The sequence below is a fragment of the Larsenimonas suaedae genome (assembly GCF_023712105.1).
GTDB lineage: Bacteria > Pseudomonadota > Gammaproteobacteria > Pseudomonadales > Halomonadaceae > Larsenimonas > Larsenimonas suaedae.
Genome location: NZ_JAMLJI010000002.1, coordinates 539834 through 554863, shown reverse-complemented (window position 1 = coordinate 554863; position 15030 = coordinate 539834). Strand labels below are relative to the sequence as shown.

General features: G+C 66.8%; 13 protein-coding genes. All 13 read right to left on the bottom strand.

The genetic code is table 11. From position 1 onward, the window contains the following. Positions 1-3 precede the first annotated feature (3 nt). The 13 genes from NAT49_RS08445 to NAT49_RS08385 all read right to left on the bottom strand — a co-directional run bounded on the left by NAT49_RS08445 (position 4) and on the right by NAT49_RS08385 (position 14888). On the bottom strand, positions 4-621 hold the full coding sequence (locus NAT49_RS08445) for a glutathione S-transferase family protein (RefSeq protein ID WP_251593174.1): 618 nt from the start codon (positions 619-621) through the stop codon (positions 4-6). An 88-nt stretch (positions 622-709) separates the two neighbouring features. Next, positions 710-1345, bottom strand: coding sequence for an RraA family protein (locus NAT49_RS08440; RefSeq protein ID WP_251593173.1), 636 nt, complete (start codon positions 1343-1345; stop codon positions 710-712). Positions 1346-1375: 30 nt separating this feature from the next. Further along, on the bottom strand, positions 1376-2176 hold the full coding sequence (locus NAT49_RS08435) for an IucA/IucC family C-terminal-domain containing protein (protein WP_251593171.1): 801 nt from the start codon (positions 2174-2176) through the stop codon (positions 1376-1378). Beyond that, entirely contained in the window at positions 2173-2964 is a 792-nt protein-coding gene (locus NAT49_RS08430; RefSeq protein ID WP_251593169.1) for an ABC transporter ATP-binding protein, read from the bottom strand. Before NAT49_RS08430 ends, NAT49_RS08435 begins: the two co-directional genes overlap by 4 nt. Positions 2965-2968: 4 nt before the next feature. Then, entirely contained in the window at positions 2969-3994 is a 1026-nt protein-coding gene (locus NAT49_RS08425) for a FecCD family ABC transporter permease (RefSeq protein ID WP_251593168.1), read from the bottom strand. Beyond that, a complete protein-coding gene (locus NAT49_RS08420; RefSeq protein WP_251593166.1) occupies positions 3987-4982 on the bottom strand; it encodes a FecCD family ABC transporter permease in 996 nt (331 codons plus the stop codon). Before NAT49_RS08420 ends, NAT49_RS08425 begins: the two co-directional genes overlap by 8 nt. Further along, on the bottom strand, positions 4979-5914 hold the full coding sequence (locus NAT49_RS08415) for an ABC transporter substrate-binding protein (protein ID WP_251593164.1): 936 nt from the start codon (positions 5912-5914) through the stop codon (positions 4979-4981). Before NAT49_RS08415 ends, NAT49_RS08420 begins: the two co-directional genes overlap by 4 nt. A 36-nt stretch (positions 5915-5950) precedes the next feature. Continuing rightward, positions 5951-7846 carry an IucA/IucC family protein gene (locus NAT49_RS08410; protein WP_251593162.1) on the bottom strand — a complete coding sequence of 632 codons (1896 nt, stop codon included), beginning with the start codon at positions 7844-7846 and terminating at the stop codon, positions 5951-5953. Next, the gene (locus tag NAT49_RS08405) at positions 7836-8627 is read right to left on the bottom strand and encodes an HpcH/HpaI aldolase family protein (protein WP_251593160.1); all 792 of its coding nucleotides are present in this window, start codon (positions 8625-8627) and stop codon (positions 7836-7838) included. The genes NAT49_RS08410 and NAT49_RS08405 overlap by 11 nt, the downstream gene beginning before the upstream one ends. Beyond that, positions 8627-10489: an IucA/IucC family protein gene (locus tag NAT49_RS08400; RefSeq protein WP_251593158.1), complete on the bottom strand. Its 1863-nt coding sequence runs from the start codon at positions 10487-10489 to the stop codon at positions 8627-8629. The genes NAT49_RS08405 and NAT49_RS08400 overlap by 1 nt, the downstream gene beginning before the upstream one ends. Before the next feature lie 46 nt (positions 10490-10535). Next, a complete protein-coding gene (locus NAT49_RS08395; protein ID WP_251593156.1) occupies positions 10536-11918 on the bottom strand; it encodes an MFS transporter in 1383 nt (460 codons plus the stop codon). Further along, on the bottom strand, positions 11915-13135 hold the full coding sequence (locus tag NAT49_RS08390) for a type III PLP-dependent enzyme (RefSeq protein ID WP_251593154.1): 1221 nt from the start codon (positions 13133-13135) through the stop codon (positions 11915-11917). Before NAT49_RS08390 ends, NAT49_RS08395 begins: the two co-directional genes overlap by 4 nt. Then, positions 13128-14888 carry an IucA/IucC family protein gene (locus NAT49_RS08385; RefSeq protein ID WP_251593153.1) on the bottom strand — a complete coding sequence of 587 codons (1761 nt, stop codon included), beginning with the start codon at positions 14886-14888 and terminating at the stop codon, positions 13128-13130. The genes NAT49_RS08390 and NAT49_RS08385 overlap by 8 nt, the downstream gene beginning before the upstream one ends. Positions 14889-15030 lie beyond the last annotated feature (142 nt).

Below are 15030 nucleotides of genomic sequence, written 5' to 3'. Positions count from 1 at the left end.
GGGTCAGGTCAGCGGCGTCATCACGGCGCGCTGGAACGCGGGCCGAGCTGAGAGGCGCGCGTACCAGGCCGCCAGGTGCGGGAGTTCAGGCCGCTCGATCGGCATCGAAAACCACGCATACGCCAGACACCCCAGCGGAATGTCAGCCACCGTCAGCGTGTCGCCGGCCAGAAAGGCGCGCCTTGCAAGGGCGTCATCGGCGATGCCCATCAGCCGTGCGCACTCGAGCCGGCCCCGTTCCATCGCCTCACTGTCGCGGGTCTCCGGTGTTTGCCGCACTCGGTTCCAGAAAAGCTGCTTGAATGGCTCGGCAAAGGCGAGTGAGGCCCAGTCCATCCATTTCTCGGCTTCTGCCCACGCGACCGCGCTGTCCGGCGTAAACGGCGCCGCGCCGTACTGCCGGGCAAGGTAGCGCACGATGGTGTTGGATTCCCACAGCACCAGCGCGCCGTCCTCGAGGCACGGCACCAGCCCGTTCGGATTCATCGCTCGGTACTCGGGCGTATCCACCCCGCCAAAGGCGCCGCCCACCTCGATGTGCTCGGGCGTGAGCTCAAGCTCGAAGGCGCACCACAGCGCCTTGCGTACGTTGGTGGAATTGGCGCGTCCCCAGAGTTTCATGGTCTTTTCCTTGGAGTGTGGTCAGAGGGTTGTGTGATCGTAGTCAGAGGGTCGTGTGACTGTAATACAGAGGGTCGCGCACGACCCGTTACGTCGATGCGCTGGCCGAGTCGCGGCGCTTGGCCAGAAGCTCCGCGCGGCGTGTACGATCAAGCGCTTCCTGCTCGAGCGCGGCCGGAAGCAGCGTCTTCGCGCGCTCGGGCGCAAGCGCAAACAACCCGTCATCGTCGCCGTGCATCAGATCACCGGGGGCGATGTGAAGGTCACCGACCGTCAGGGGCGCGTTGAGGCGCCCAAAGCGCGTTTGAGCGTGAATGGTCAGGGCGCTGACGCCCAGGTGATACAGCGGCAGGCGCATCGAGCGAAGGGCGGCCACATCGGTCAGATGGCCGATGACGACCACGCCCGCGAGCCCCTTGACCTCGGCGGCCAGCGCGCGTAATTCGCCGAAGCAGGCCCGCCCGAGATGCCGGTCATGGTCGAGCACCACCAGCACGTCGCCGGGCTGCGCCATGATCAGCGCCTCACGCAGTACGCGGCTGTCGCGGGCGTCGACTTCAACCGTCAGCGCCGGGCCCGTAAGCGCTCGCCCGTCGCCCAGTGGGCGCAGGCCGTGCAGGTAGCCTTCGTGGGTCAGGTGGCCGAGGGTCGAGGTCGGCACCTGGCGCCAGGCCTCGATCAGGTCAGGGTCAAGGCCTACGCGCGGGGCAATCTGATAGCTCATCGGTACCTCACGTTCGAAAGGGGAGCGAGCTCACGCGGACAAGGGCTTGAGCAGCGGGCAGCTCTGGCAGTATTCAGCCGGATGTGTTGCCTGAAAGTACAGGCAGCAGGTCTTTCGATAGCGCTGCTTTTGGCCGTCGCACAGCGCAACCGGCGCGTGATGAAAGCGGGCAATGGGATTGAACGGTGCCCCAAAGAGCGCCGCCGGCGCGGTGAGGAGCCGGTCGAAATCGGCCTTGCAGCGCGCCCGGTCGGCTGGATCGGTGAGTTGATCAAGACGCCGCTCGTAGAGCGAGTACACCCGCACGGCGGTATTTTCCCACAGCATGCGCGGCGGCACGCCGCTTGCCTCATGAAAGCTTCGCCAGAGCGGCGCGATCACCTCGGTAAATAGCCGCTCGATGACCCGGTCCCGTGCCGGTCCGCGCTCGGTGCCGTCGGGCAGAGGTGTTCCGTGGGTGTCGCTCAACGGAAGGCTCGACACCCAGCGTGTGCCGTCGTGACTTAGCTCGATCAGACACGCGTCCGGCGACACCACAAGCGCCCGGTTGCAGGCAGAAAGCGCGTAGAGGCAGGCGCCGGTCAACAGAAACGACAGACGCTTACCGAGAAGCGAGGCCGCCACTCGGCGACTCGGCGCTCCGATGCGCGGGGCGAGGGCGTCCAGCGCCCTTGCGCACTGGGCCGTGTCACACAGATCAAGAACCGTCATCGCGGTCTCGTCGGCCTGCCCAAGCGGCGTGAGCCGAAGCGTCTCGGTCAGAAACGTGCGCTGCGCGTGGGTGAATCCCGGGTCATCGGGGCTCGGCGTGCGCTCCAGCCGCCGGGTCACGCGGGGAACCCGGCGCCGAACGGGATGCACAGCGGCGTATTGAAATAGGGGTCGGTAATGATGCGACATGACAGTCCAAATACCTCGTGAATCCGTTCGGCGGTGAAAATCTCGGCAGGCGCGCCCTGCGCATGCACTCGGCCTTCCTTGATGGCCACGATATGGTCGGCGTAGCGCGCGGCCAGATTGAGGTCGTGCAAAACCATCACCACGGTCTTGCCCTGATCCCGGTTCAGCGTCTGTAAAAGCTCCAGCACCTCCATCTGGTGGGTCAGATCGAGAAACGACGTCGGCTCGTCGAGCAGCAGCAGTGGCGTATTCTGGGCGACCGTCAGCGCGATCCACGCGCGCTGGCGCTGACCGCCCGAGAGCGTATCCACCCCGCGCTCGGAAAGCGCCGAAAGCCCGGTGTGGGCAAGTGCCTCCTCGACGCAGCGCTCGTCCTCCTCGCGCCACTGCTCGAACCAGCTTTGATGCGGGTGGCGGCCGAGACTGACCAGCTGGCGCACGGTGATGCCCTCGGGCGCGACCGGGTGCTGGGGCAACAGCGCAAGGCGCCGCGCGACGGCCTGCGTCGGCAGCTCATGAATGGCGGTGCCATCGAGCAGCACCTGGCCGGACCAGGGCGACAAGAGCCGAGCCAGCGTTTTCAAAAGCGTACTCTTGCCGCAGCCGTTGCTGCCCACCAGCACCGAGATCTGCCCCTCGGGCAGCTCGACGCTCAATTGATCGAGAATGCGCTGTTTTTGATACCCCACGCTCACGTCGTGGGCCGCTACCGTTGCCATGACCTCACCGTGCCTCGCGCAGCAATAACCAGAGAAAGAACGGCGCCCCGAGCGCCGCGACAAAAATACCCGCCGGCAGATCCAGCGGTAGAAACACGGTGCGTGCGATCCAGTCGGCGCTCACCACCAAAAGCGCCCCCCAAAGCACCGACAGCACGGCCTGCGACGCCCCGACGGCACGAGAGACGCGCCGGGCCAGATGCGGGGCGATCAATCCGACAAAGGCGAACGCACCGCCGGCCGCGATCGCCACCCCCGCCATCGCGGCCGCCAGCGCCAAAAGCATCGCCCGCTGGCGCTGGACGCGAACGCCGAGGCCGGTGGCGAGGGCGTCATCCAGCGCGGCCAGTACCGCAAAGCGCATCTTGATCGCAAGCGGCAGGATCAAAACGACCGCCCACAGGGTGAGTGTGCCGACATCGTGCCAGTTGGCCCCGTAGACGCTTCCGGTCAGCCAGACATAGGCCGACAGCGTGGTGGTCAGCGGGCTGAACGCCAGCACGAAGGTGGTCACCGCCCCGAGCGCAGCCGAGACTCCGATGCCGGTCAACACCAGCCGGATCGGCGTCACCCCGCGTGACCATGCCAGCGCGTAGATCAGCCCGGCCGCGCCCACGGCGCCGATCATGGCGGCAAACGGTACGCCCCAGGCGCCCAGCGGCACCGCAAGCCACGCCAGATAACTGACCGCCGCGGCACTTGCGCCGCTGGTGACGCCCAGAATGTCCGGCGAGGCGAGCGCGTTGCGCATGATCTGCTGGAAAAGCCACCCCGACAGCGCCAGCAAACCGCCGACCAGCGCCCCGAGCACCAGCCGCGGTAGCCTGAGCTCCAGCACGATGATGCGAACGGAAGTGTGTGCGCCCTCAAAAAGTGCCAGAAGCTGCTCGCGCCCGAGCGGCACCTTGCCGGTGGCAAGGGAGCCTGCCGCCACGGCCAGAAGCACCAGCACAACCACCAGCACCCGGCGCCACGGGGCCAGGTCGAGCCGGCGGGAAAAGCCCGGTCTTCGAAGGACGCGCTCAGCCATGGGCAGACCTCTGGCGGTTCAACAGCGCAATGAACATCGGCGCGCCGATCAGGGCCGTCATGACCCCCACCGGGATTTCCCGCGGCTGGGCGACGCTTCGACCAATGACGTCGGCCACGATCAAAAGCGTCGCGCCGAGCAGCGCGCAGCCGGGCAAAAAGATGCGGTGATCGGCGGGCAACAGGCGCCGCGCCATGTGCGGCACGATCAGCCCGACGAAGGTGATGTTGCCGGCCATGGCCACCGACGCCCCCGAAAGCGCCACCACCAGCCCCACCATCAGGGCCTGAAGCCGGTGGACCTTGATGCCGAGTCCGCGCGCCATCGACTCGCCGGCGGCGAGCACGTTCATCGCCCGCGTCAAGGGGATGCAGCCGAGTCCGGCGGCAAGCGCCACCGCCATCAGCGGCGCAAGCTCTGAAGGCGCGCGACCATCCACGGCGCCCGCCAGCCAGAACAGCACCGTATCGAGCCCCTGCTGGTCGATGACCAGAAGCGCCTGACTGAACGCGGTGAACAGCGCCGAGAGCGCCGCGCCGGCCAATACCAGTCGCAGCGGGCCGTGGCTGCTTGCGCCGCCGCGCATGGCGACCCACCACACAAGCATCGCCGCGAGCGCCGCGCCGAGAAAGGCCCCCAGCGACCACGCCGCAAGCGAGGCGCTTCCGGCCCAGGCGACCAAAAGCACCACCGCGAAGGTGGCACCCGCGTTGATGCCCAAAAGCCCCGGTGAGGCGAGCGGGTTGCGGGTCAGGGTCTGCATCAGGGCGCCGGCCACGGCAAGGCTTGCGCCGACCACCATTGCGATCACCGTACGGGGCAGGCGTGAGCTTCGAACGATCAGTTGATCGACCGCCTCGGGGGCAGGGGCAATCAACCCCTTGAGCGCCGTTGCCGGGCCGATCCAGTGGGCGCCGACCATCAGGCTCGACAGCGCCGCGATCAGGAGCGTGGCCACAAGTAGAAACAGGCGAATGCGTGTGCTCATGCGGCGCGGGCCTCCAGAACCTGCTGCTCGATCGAATCCAGCAGATCGAACACGCCCAGAATGCCGCCCGACAGGCTCCAGGCCACCGGGTCGACCGAGTACACGCGGCCTGTGCTCGGCGCGCGCATGCGCTGCCAGAGCGGATGCGACATCAGGCGCTGTTCATGGGCGCGAACCGCCGGCCCGGCGCTGTGGCGCATGACGAAAAACAGCCCGGCATCGAGCGCCGGCAGGCTTTCGACGCCGCCGAGCTTCAAGAGGATGCCGTGGGCGGTGCGGGCGGTCTCGGTCCAGTGAAAGCCGAGATCGCTCAGTACCCGTCCGGCAAAGCTTCCGGGCAGATAGCTTCGAACCTGATCGGCGCGAATGTCGATCAGCGACACCGTCAGCGGCCACGCCTGCCCGAAGTGGGCGGCAAGGCGTGCCCGCAGCATGGTCACGCGTGCGTGGTACTGCGCCATCAGCCGATCGGCCTGCGCCTGTTGGTTCAGGGCCTGCGCCATACGCTCGAGCGTGGTCTCGAAGCGGTAGATGTCCTCGAGCATCACCACCGGCGCGATGCGCGACAGCAGCGGCGCGATGCGCTGGTGGCGAAAGCGCGACGCCACGATCAGCGTGGGTGACAAAACGGCAATGTCTTCAAGACTTGGCTGGGTCTCGAGGCCGACGATGGTCGTCTCGGCAAGCGCGGTGCGCAGGTAGGGGTAGACCGGCGGGTCCTGCCAGGACAGCACCGCCCCGACCGGGATGACCCCGAGCGCGACCGCGGTATCGGTCGCACCCTGAAAGAGCGTCACTACTCTGGGCGACTCGGGCGCGCCGGCAAGCACCGCCCCCGGGCACAGCCCAAGGGCGAGCAGCGCCGCCAGTGTCTGGCGCCGCGACAGACCGGCGTGTCGTTGGTCGGCCTCGCCATGACGGGATGTGATCATGGCGTGTTGGCCTGTCCGATGGTGCACCCTGAGGCCTCACTCGTGGATGGCATGGGGAATGTGAACCGCGTGACTGGGCGCGTGCAGCGGATTGACCGTGCGTCCGGTGCCGAAGGGCATGCTGCCCGGGCCGCCTGCACGGGCGATGATCGGTGTGATCAGCTGCTTGAACGGCCATTCGGCGGCCTCGAACAGCCCCTCGGTCAGGCACGTGCGCACGTCGTCTGCAAGCGGCAGGGTCTCGATCTGATGGCGCAGGCTGTCATGCACGGTCTGCCAAAGCGCCGTCGGGGGTATATCAAAATGAGACGCAGTCACATCGACGATAGCCCGCACATTGACCTGAATGGCCAGGGTTTGCAACCAAAAGAGCAGCGCGTCGAGGTCCTCGTGATAGAGCGTGTTGGCGTGGCCGGGCTTGATCCGGTACTCGGGGTCCTTGAGGCCGACCTGTTCGAGCTGGGAGACCGCGATGCGCAGTGAGTCATGATCGCGCAGTACCATCCCGGTGATCACGCCCTGGCGCCAGACCAGCACCGCATTCTGACCATGCACCTCGGGCAGCATCCCGAGCCTGAAAAGACGAAGCGTCAGCTCGAAGAACGGATCGCAGACGGCGCGCATCAGCCGCGTGACGTTGGCAAGGGTGGCGCGCTCGCCCAGGTAGGCAAGCCAGTCGTCGAAGAAGTGGCGGCCGCCTTCCGGCAGGGCGGTGCCAAGGGTCGCCATCGGCAGGGGGCGGCTTGCGGGGTCGTTCATCACCGAGGCCGGGTAGCTTCGAACCATGGCCGACAGATGCCGCGGCGCGTCATCGAACAGGCTGGCGCCTTCCGGCAGGTAGGCCCACCAGCGGCCTTCGTCGCACAGATGCAGGGCCTCGCCGAGGCGGGCGTCCAGCGTTTTCGCCCGGCCAAGCAGCGCCGCGCTCAGGTCGCCGTTGATCATCTTGACCGCCGGCAGGTAGCGCGAGGCGCCGAGGGAGTGGACCGCCATCGGCAGCTTCAGGCTGTGGCGCGAGGTGCGGCTCGGAAGCAGTGACCGAAGCGATGAGCTGGCTTTCCAGGTGGGGGATCGCACATCGAGCACCACGCAGTGCTCGGCGCGGAAGGCCTCGCTCAACCAGCGCGGCAGCGCATGCTCAAGCTGCCACGGATGCACCGGCAGGGCGATGTAGTCCTCGGCAAGGCCCTTGGCGTGAAGCTCACGCTCGAGCTGGTTGCGCTCGCCCGGCGCCATCACGAACGCGGATGGGCAGTCGCCGGGGTCGACCGCGTCGCCGGTTGCCAGCGCATGTTTGGCGACCGCGACCCAGCGTAGCTCGATCGTCTGATCGAACTCGGCCATATACGCCATGTACTCGCGCTCATCGAGCCCTTCCTTGGCCTTGGCCGTTGGATGGTAGGGCCGGTCGCTCAGGGAGGCCCACTGCTCCATGGTGGTAAAAAACGCCAGCGGCGAGCGCTCGAGAAGCGACCGGGTGTCGATGCGATGTGCCCGCGAACGAGCCAGTTGCCAGTCGCTGGTGGCGAGCGCCTCGATGAAGACCTGCTCGCCCTTGCTGGGCTCGGCCGTGTCGGGGTGAGCTGCGTGGGCCAGCAGGCGCATCAGTGTTTCCGGCGAGGTCATCGTAAGGCAGGAGTCGTTGACTGCGTTGTCGTCAAAGAGCTGAACGGGGCTGTTCGGAACCCGTTCGAGCCGCTGGGCGCGGCCGGGCCGGACCACCATCGCAAGACGCTGGCCATTGGTCAGAGGCAAGGACCACAGGGCGTGGCTCGCGTCGCGGTGGGCAAGCGTCACCAGGGTGGCCGGCGCGGTTCTGGCGGAGGGGGCGGTGTCCATCGAGACCGTCTCGACGTCGAAAAAGTCCTCGGCCAGCAGGGCGTCGATCAACGTGGTCATGAGGGGGGATTGAGTGGGCGTATCAGTCGGCATGTCGGGGTGTTCCTTGAGTCGAACGAGCATGGGTCAGGGCATGGGTCAGGGCGCGAAAGGCGATGCCGCGCTCATCGCCGAGCATGAAGGCGGTGGCGCCACGGGCGCGCCAGGCAGGCAGGGCGTCGTCACCGCGCAGGAAGGCGCAGTAGGGCACGCCTGCGGTGCGGGCACGGTCGGCCACGTGCGCCAGCGCCTCGACCACGCGGGGGTGGTTCGGCTGCCAGGTCACGCCCAGCGACTGCGAAAGATCAGCGGCGCCTTCGAGGATCAAATCCAGCCCGGGCACCGCGGTAATCCGGTCGATGTGCTCGACGCCGTCGGCCGTCTCGATCATCGCCACCACCATGATTTCGGCGTTGGCCCGGGTGACGTACTCGGAAAGCGCGTCGCGCCCGAACGCGCCGGGGCGGCCGGCGTTGAGGCTTCGCGTGCCCTCGGGGGCGTATTTACAGGCCTGCACAGCCGCCTGAACGGTCTCGGGCGTTTCTACCTGCGGAAGGACAATGCCCTGAGCGCCGGCGTCCAGAAGCCTGAGTATCCGTTTGGGGTCGGCGTCCGGCACGCGCACCAGTGGCGTCAACCCGTAGCTTTCGGCGGTTCGGATCATGTGTTCGAGGGTTTCGGGGTTGATCAGCACGTGTTCGGTGTCGATCACGACGAAATCGAACCCGGCCTCGCCAATGAGTTCGATCGAGGCCGCACACGGCATCGAGACCAGAAGGCCGAACGTCTCGATGCCCTGGTTCAACGCACGTTTGAGTCGGTTATCACGAAGCATCAGCGCGCGTCCTCCCCGGCCGTGCGCAGCGGGTTGGGCACGCGACGGATCTGTGCGATCTCATCGCCGAACAGTCGCCGCCGCGTTAGCGCCTCGACCTCATAGCAGGCGTTGAACACGTCGAACCGGGCAAAGCGCTCGGCGTGCTCCGGGTGCGCCTGCTGATAGTCGCGGATCACCGCCGCCGTCATTGCCCAGAAACGCCCTTCGGGCAGGTCGTAATGGCGTGTGAGGAAAATCGCCAGATCGGCCAGCGCGATGAAGAAAAAGGCGTCGCAGGAGTAATCGCGTACCGCCGCCGGGTCCTCGGTTTCGAGAAAGGAGTTGGCGTTCAAACGGGCATGGTGCGCCGGCACCGGTTCGAGCGCCGGTACGTGCTCGGGGTGGGTTAGGTGCGTTCGGCTGAAGCGCACGCCGTCGTGGAAATCCTTCAGCGCCACTCGGGTCGGCCAGCCGTCTCGGTGGATCAGGACGATGTTCTGGCCGTGCGCCTCGAGGCCGATGCCTTCTGCGAACAGGAAGTGGAGAATCGGGGCGCAGGCGGTTTCGAGCAGGGCGCGGGTCCAGGTCTCGACCCCGTAGCGCTTGATCCAGGGGTCGATGAACGGCTCGGCCGGCGTGCCGGTGTCATCGCGGGTGCACTGGGAAAGCCCGTTGAAGGCGACCGCCTGCTCACCCATGCCGAGATACGACGCCACGTTTTCACGCAAAATCGCCCCGAGGGCGCCATAGACCTGCGGCCGTTGCGCCCTGGTAAAGACACGCTCATCGAGGCTCATGCCGGCGACCTCGCCCAAAAGCACAAAGCCTGCCTCCTGAGCGGCCGGGTCGGCCGCGACAAGGCGCTTCAGCCAGCCGGTGATCAGCGGCGCGTTGGCAACCGTATGACGGGCCAGCAACCGGGTGCTGGAGGTATTGGTTAGACTCATGGCGAGCTTCAGGTAGGGCAGGTGCGTGTTCGCCGGCGCAAGCGTTCGGATCGATTGCTGGGGCACGAACCGCGCCTCGCCCTCGCCCAGAAGCATCGCCTCGCCCTGGGCAAGCTGGGGGTAGAGCGCACGAAGGGCGCCGGCGCGCCACTGCCAGGGGTGCACCGGAAGCAGGGTCACATCATGGGGCGCGTAGCCGGTGCGGGCGCAGTAGGCGTCGCGCCGGCTCATGATGGCCTCGCCCGCAAGCGCTCGGATCAGCGCCTCGCGGTCAAGGCCCGGGCGCTGCGCGGTGATGGCTAGGTGCGCGGGCACGGCCAGCCACAGGACACCGAGTGGCTGACCGAATTCCGGCCCGTAGCGGGCGTTGTCCTCCCAGGTGAAACCGATGCGCGACTTGTAGCAGGGGTGATAGCTGTGGGCGTCGGCGAAGTAACGCTCGAGGGCGTCCGCCGACAGCGCGGTCGGGGCGCAGTCAGGGCGCTCGAAGGCGGCTGCCGACTGCACGTCATGCAGCAGCGTCTGTTCCAGCTCCTGCGCGAACCCGGGGGCGCGGGTGAGTGCGCCGGTGTCCGTATCCAGTTGTTCCAGCAGGGTCGCAAGCGTGAGCGGGCGAGCCTGGCCGTCGGTGCCATGGAAGACCGCGCCAGGGTCGCGGTCCAGCCGGATCAGCTCGAAGCTCTCGCACAGGCGACCCGTGGCCACGAGCCGGGCGCCCGAGGAAAGCACCACGCTGAAACGATGTCGGCCCTCGCCAAGCTCGGCCACCTCGAACGGCAGCACCTGCTCGTACAGGAGCGTTTGTAGAAGCTGACTGACCACCCGGCGCTCGATGCGCGAAAAATGACGCCAGTGGTCGGGGTGAGCCAGAAACGGCGAGGGCGTTCCGTTCAGGGTGCTCAAGGGGGAGAGGTGAAAAGACGTCGTTGTCATGAAAGCTCCTTACGCGTAGCACGCGGGCATGAAATCGAGTGCGGATTCAGGCGTTGGCCTGCCGGGCATCGGTTCGGTTCAAGGGGGTAGGCGTCAGGCAGTAGATGCAGGGCAGCGCCAGTAGTAGCGCCGCGCCGATCACGCTGAACAGCAGATCAAGGGTCGCGGACAGGGGCAGGCCTCTGGCCGGCAGGGCGTCGATCAAAAGCGTGACCGCGATCACCCCGAGCGAGGCGACGATGCGGCGCACCATGTTGGTGATGGCCGAGCCCTGGGTCGTCATCGCATCCGGCAAGGCGGTGAGGGCGACCGTGGTCGCGGGCATGTAGGACAGCCCGACGCCTACGCCGCGCACGGCCATGAGCGCAACGACCGCCCCGGCAGGGGTGGCCGGCCCGATGCCTGCAAGCGCGCTCAGTGAAAGCGTTGTCAGTACGATGCCGGTCGCGATCAGTGCCCGTGGCCCGTAGCGGTCAAGCCAGCGGCCGCTGTACCGGGCAACGAGGCTGGCGCTTACGGCGGTGGCGAGCAGTGCAAGGCCGGTCCAGAGCGCGGATTTTTCCATCACGACCTGAATCAGAAGCGGCACCAGCACAAGGCTTGTGAACATGCCAAGGGTTTGCAGGACCACCACGACCACGCCGTTTCGAAAGTCTTTGTGGGCAAAGACCGACAGCGGCAGCAGCGGGGCCGAGGTTCTGCGTTGATGGTAAATAAAGCCCATCGACAGCCCGGCCCCGAGGAGCAGGAGCACACCGCCAAGCTCGACATGCGCGCCGGTCATCAGTTGCCCGCCGCCCAGTACGGCCGCGAGCCCGCCTGCGATCAGTGCGAAGCCGGCGGCGTCGAAGCGCGAGGCCGCCGGCTCGTCGTCCTGATGCGGTAGGCAGCGCCCCGCCATCCAGCAGGCGCCAGCGGCCAGCGGCAGGTTGGCCCCGAACAGCACGCGCCAATGAAGATGCTCGATGAGTAGCGCCCCGCACAAGGGCCCGATGGCGGGAATCAGCATCACCACGCTCGCCCACAGCCCCGAGATGCGTCCGCGCTCAGTGCTTGGAAACACCTTGAACAGCAACGGCAGCGACAGTGGAATCACCAGTCCGCTGGCCGCGCCCTGCACCGCGCGCGACAGCAGCACCTGCCAGAACGCAAGGCTCAGGACCCCGATCAGTGAGCCGGCCATGAACAGTGCCATGCCAGCCAGATACAGCCGGCGCCTGCCGAGGCGCGCGCTCAGATACCCCGTCAGCGGCATCGCAAGCACCATCGCGATCATGAACGCCGAGAGCACGCCGCCGGCCTGACCGGCGCCGATGTCGAAGGCGCGCATGAACGTCGTCAGTGCCGGATTGAGCATGCTGTTGCTGAGACTGACCGTGGCGGTGCCCAGAAGAACGGCGACCATCACCCGCTGCGGCGAGACCGTCATGGACTGGCCTCCGTGACGCGCTGCGGCGCGTGCGCCGGCAGGTAGTGAAGCGCCGGGCGCGGGTGGCAGAGAAAATCGGCGTGGGAGATGTTGTAGCCGTAGGCACCGGCCAGCGGCAGCACCAGCAGATCGCCTGGGCGCGGATTCTTGAGCGCCTGTCGGCGACTCAGGACGTCCTTTGGGGTGCAGAGCTGGCCGACGACGGTCCAGTCGTGCCACGGGCCGGTGGTGGCCATCTGCCGGGGCAGGTGCCAGACAGGGTGGTCGTGGTTCTGGGCGGCCGGCAGTCGAAACTGGTGGGTGCCGCCGCGACAGATCAGAAAGTGCTCGCCGTGGCTTTGCTTGGCGTCCAGCACTTCCATCACGTAGTAGCCGCAGAACGCGCTCAAGAAGCGGCCGATCTCGAAGCGCACGACCGGGCGGTGCTCGAGGGCGTCGAGCTGGTCTGCGAGCGCGCGGCAGAACCCGGGCCAATCGAACAAGTCACTTCCGGTGTAGTCGACCCCGATGCCGCCACCGACGTTCAGGTGCGTGACGCTCGAGGGCGTTCTGGAAAGTGCTTGCCACTCGGGCCAGCGGGTCAGATAGAACGCCATCAGCGCCAGATGGCGCTCGGCGCTTTTCTGATGCGACATCGCGTGAACATGAAACCCCTGAAGCGCGAGCGAGGGGCGTGCATCGACCCGGGCAACCGCCTCGGGCAGCTGCGCTTCGTCGATGCCGAAGGGGCTTGCCCGCCCGGCCATGTTGAGCCGGGTCGAAAACGCGTCGTCAAGCGCCGGGTTGATGCGGATAAAGACCGGTTGGACCCGCCCTTTGGTATGGGCGATCGCGGCCAGCCGGTCGATCTCGCTCAGGCTCTCGACGTGCACGGCCGAGACCTGCATGGCCACCGCATGTTCAAGCTCGCTGTCGAGCTTGCCGGGTCCCGAGAGCAGCCAGGGCTTGTCGACCCGACAGGCCTCGGCTCGATCGAGTTCGCCGCCGGAGGAGAGCTCGAACCCGTCGACGATTGGGGCCAGCGTATTCAAAAGCGGCGTGTCGCTGTTGGCCTTGATGGCGTAGTAGAGCTCGACGCCTTCCGGCAGGGCGGCCTTGACGGTTCGGGCATGGCTTGCCAGTGCATCGAGGTCGTAGAAGAACGCGGCCATCGGCGCCGCGTCGCGCTCGCGGGCATCCAGAATGGCGGTTCGAACGTGTCCGGCAAGATCAGCCATGCGCCACCTCCCGGACCCAGGGCGTGGGCAGTGCCACGTAGCCGGCGTCTCGGTCCGGTGCGGCGCGCAGTCGAACCAGCAGGTTGGTCTTGCAGGGGAGGCTTTCGCCGTCGAGCAGGGCATCGAGTTCAGGTGCCGGGTCGGGCAGCGCCTCGCGCACGCGCTCGAGCACGTCTCGAAGCCGCGCCCACAGCCGCTCGCCGAGTGCCGGTCGTTCCCAGCTGAGCGCCAGAATGGCCTCGCTCAGATGATTGATCATCACGCAGTAGACAATTCGGTTCCAGCCCTGGGCCCGGCTGTAGGTCAGGGAGGCGCGCACCGTGGACGAGACGTTCGGGGGAAGTGCGTCGACGCCCAGATCCTGGGTCAGCTTGATGCCCTCGAAATCCCGCAGGAGCACACGGTGAGGCCAGCCGTTGTCGTGAATCAGTACGCAGTTTTGAAGGTGCGGCTCAAGCACCACACCGTCGCGAAAGAAAAGCGTCAGTACCGGCATTAAAAGCGCCATGGCGTAGGCGTCGAACCAGTCGAGTGCGCGCGCGTGCGCATCCTCGCCGCCGATGAAGGTCTCGACCAGGGCCAATTCCTCGGGCGTGCGCGAAAAGAGCGCGGCCGCCAGCACACAGCGCGTCCGGCCTTCACGTTCGCAGAAGTTCTCCCTGAGCACCGTGCCGGTCTGTTCGGTGAACCAGCGCGCTGTCTCCGGGTCGGCGCCGGGTGGGGCCCAGCTGAGCGCGGCGGGTTCGCGGGCGAGGGTGAGCGTCGAGAGCAGCGGGTCGTGGCGCGCAACGATGTCAGCCATCAGTGCATCGATCACCTGCGCACTTTCAAGCTCGTACCAGGCGTTCTTGCGTACGCAGTTGGTGACCCGAACGTTGAGCGAGCCCTTGATGAAAAAGGGCTTGCCCTCGATGTGCCAGGTTCGAAGGGAGGCGGTTGGCGCGGCGAGAAACCCGCTTTCGCCAAGGTCTCGAATCACGCCCTGATCGATCAGGGCGGCCACACTCGGGGTGGCCGCAAACAGACGCGCCTGAATCGGGTGCATGCTGATCACGGCCTCACCCGGCCGGGCACGGCGCTGGTCGCCGACGCTTTCGAGCACGTCAGACACTGAAAGCGACTGGCTCAGTACGCGAAGCCCCTGGCGAGGCACGGCCCACTGATACAGCCGGGCGCGGTTCCTGCGCTCGGGCACGTAGGCGTCGGCCTCGCTGCCGGCGGGCCATTGCCGCGCCTTGGGCGCCGGGTGGGCGGGATGGCCCGCCCACAGTGCCTGCTCGCTGTCGACGTAATCGGTGAGTGTGAGCGCGCAGTCGCCGCTGGCTTGGCGGGCCTCGATGAGCTCGCGCATCACCGAGACGCTTTGAAGCATCTGGGCGTGAAGCTCATGGGGCGAGGCGCCGGTGTCGCGGGCAAGCTCCTCGAGCACGTACGCGATCAGCTCGCTGTAGGTCGGGCACCACCACCGCTGCCGACTCGGGTCGAAGAGGTAGGGCCTTGTGAGATAGCGATGCGCCCCGAGCGGGTCGATGCGATCCACCACGACGAACACGGCGCGGCCGCCTGGCCAGCGTGCAAGGACCAGTGGAACACCCGTATGGCGCTGTGGCAGGCCATCAGTGATCAAGGGGCTGCGGTAATCGAGGGCGTGCGTCGGTAGCGCGATTTCCCGGGTCAAACAGTTCAACAATGCCCATGTGGCTGCGCGCTCGCTGATCGCGTGCGCGGTCGATATACGCTGGCGTACGTTCATACACTTCTCCGTCTCATGACGCGTTACGTTGTGTATTCCCTGTGCGGCCAGTCACCTGTGGTTATTGTTGTTTGGTTGTTGTTGTTCGATCTTTTATCGTTTGAAGGGTCGAGGTCAGCGGTGTGTTTACAGGCCTCGACCC

Coding starts and splice junctions, on each gene's coding strand:
- NAT49_RS08445 (WP_251593174.1), bottom strand. CDS start 621: ATGAAACTCTGGGGACGCGCCAATTCCACCAACGTACGCAAGGCGCTG.
- NAT49_RS08440 (WP_251593173.1), bottom strand. CDS start 1,345: ATGAGCTATCAGATTGCCCCGCGCGTAGGCCTTGACCCTGACCTGATC.
- NAT49_RS08430 (WP_251593169.1), bottom strand. CDS start 2,964: ATGGCAACGGTAGCGGCCCACGACGTGAGCGTGGGGTATCAAAAACAG.
- NAT49_RS08425 (WP_251593168.1), bottom strand. CDS start 3,994: ATGGCTGAGCGCGTCCTTCGAAGACCGGGCTTTTCCCGCCGGCTCGAC.
- NAT49_RS08420 (WP_251593166.1), bottom strand. CDS start 4,982: ATGAGCACACGCATTCGCCTGTTTCTACTTGTGGCCACGCTCCTGATC.
- NAT49_RS08415 (WP_251593164.1), bottom strand. CDS start 5,914: ATGATCACATCCCGTCATGGCGAGGCCGACCAACGACACGCCGGTCTG.
- NAT49_RS08410 (WP_251593162.1), bottom strand. CDS start 7,846: ATGCCGACTGATACGCCCACTCAATCCCCCCTCATGACCACGTTGATC.
- NAT49_RS08405 (WP_251593160.1), bottom strand. CDS start 8,627: ATGCTTCGTGATAACCGACTCAAACGTGCGTTGAACCAGGGCATCGAG.
- NAT49_RS08400 (WP_251593158.1), bottom strand. CDS start 10,489: ATGACAACGACGTCTTTTCACCTCTCCCCCTTGAGCACCCTGAACGGA.
- NAT49_RS08395 (WP_251593156.1), bottom strand. CDS start 11,918: ATGACGGTCTCGCCGCAGCGGGTGATGGTCGCCGTTCTTCTGGGCACC.
- NAT49_RS08390 (WP_251593154.1), bottom strand. CDS start 13,135: ATGGCTGATCTTGCCGGACACGTTCGAACCGCCATTCTGGATGCCCGC.
- NAT49_RS08385 (WP_251593153.1), bottom strand. CDS start 14,888: ATGAACGTACGCCAGCGTATATCGACCGCGCACGCGATCAGCGAGCGC.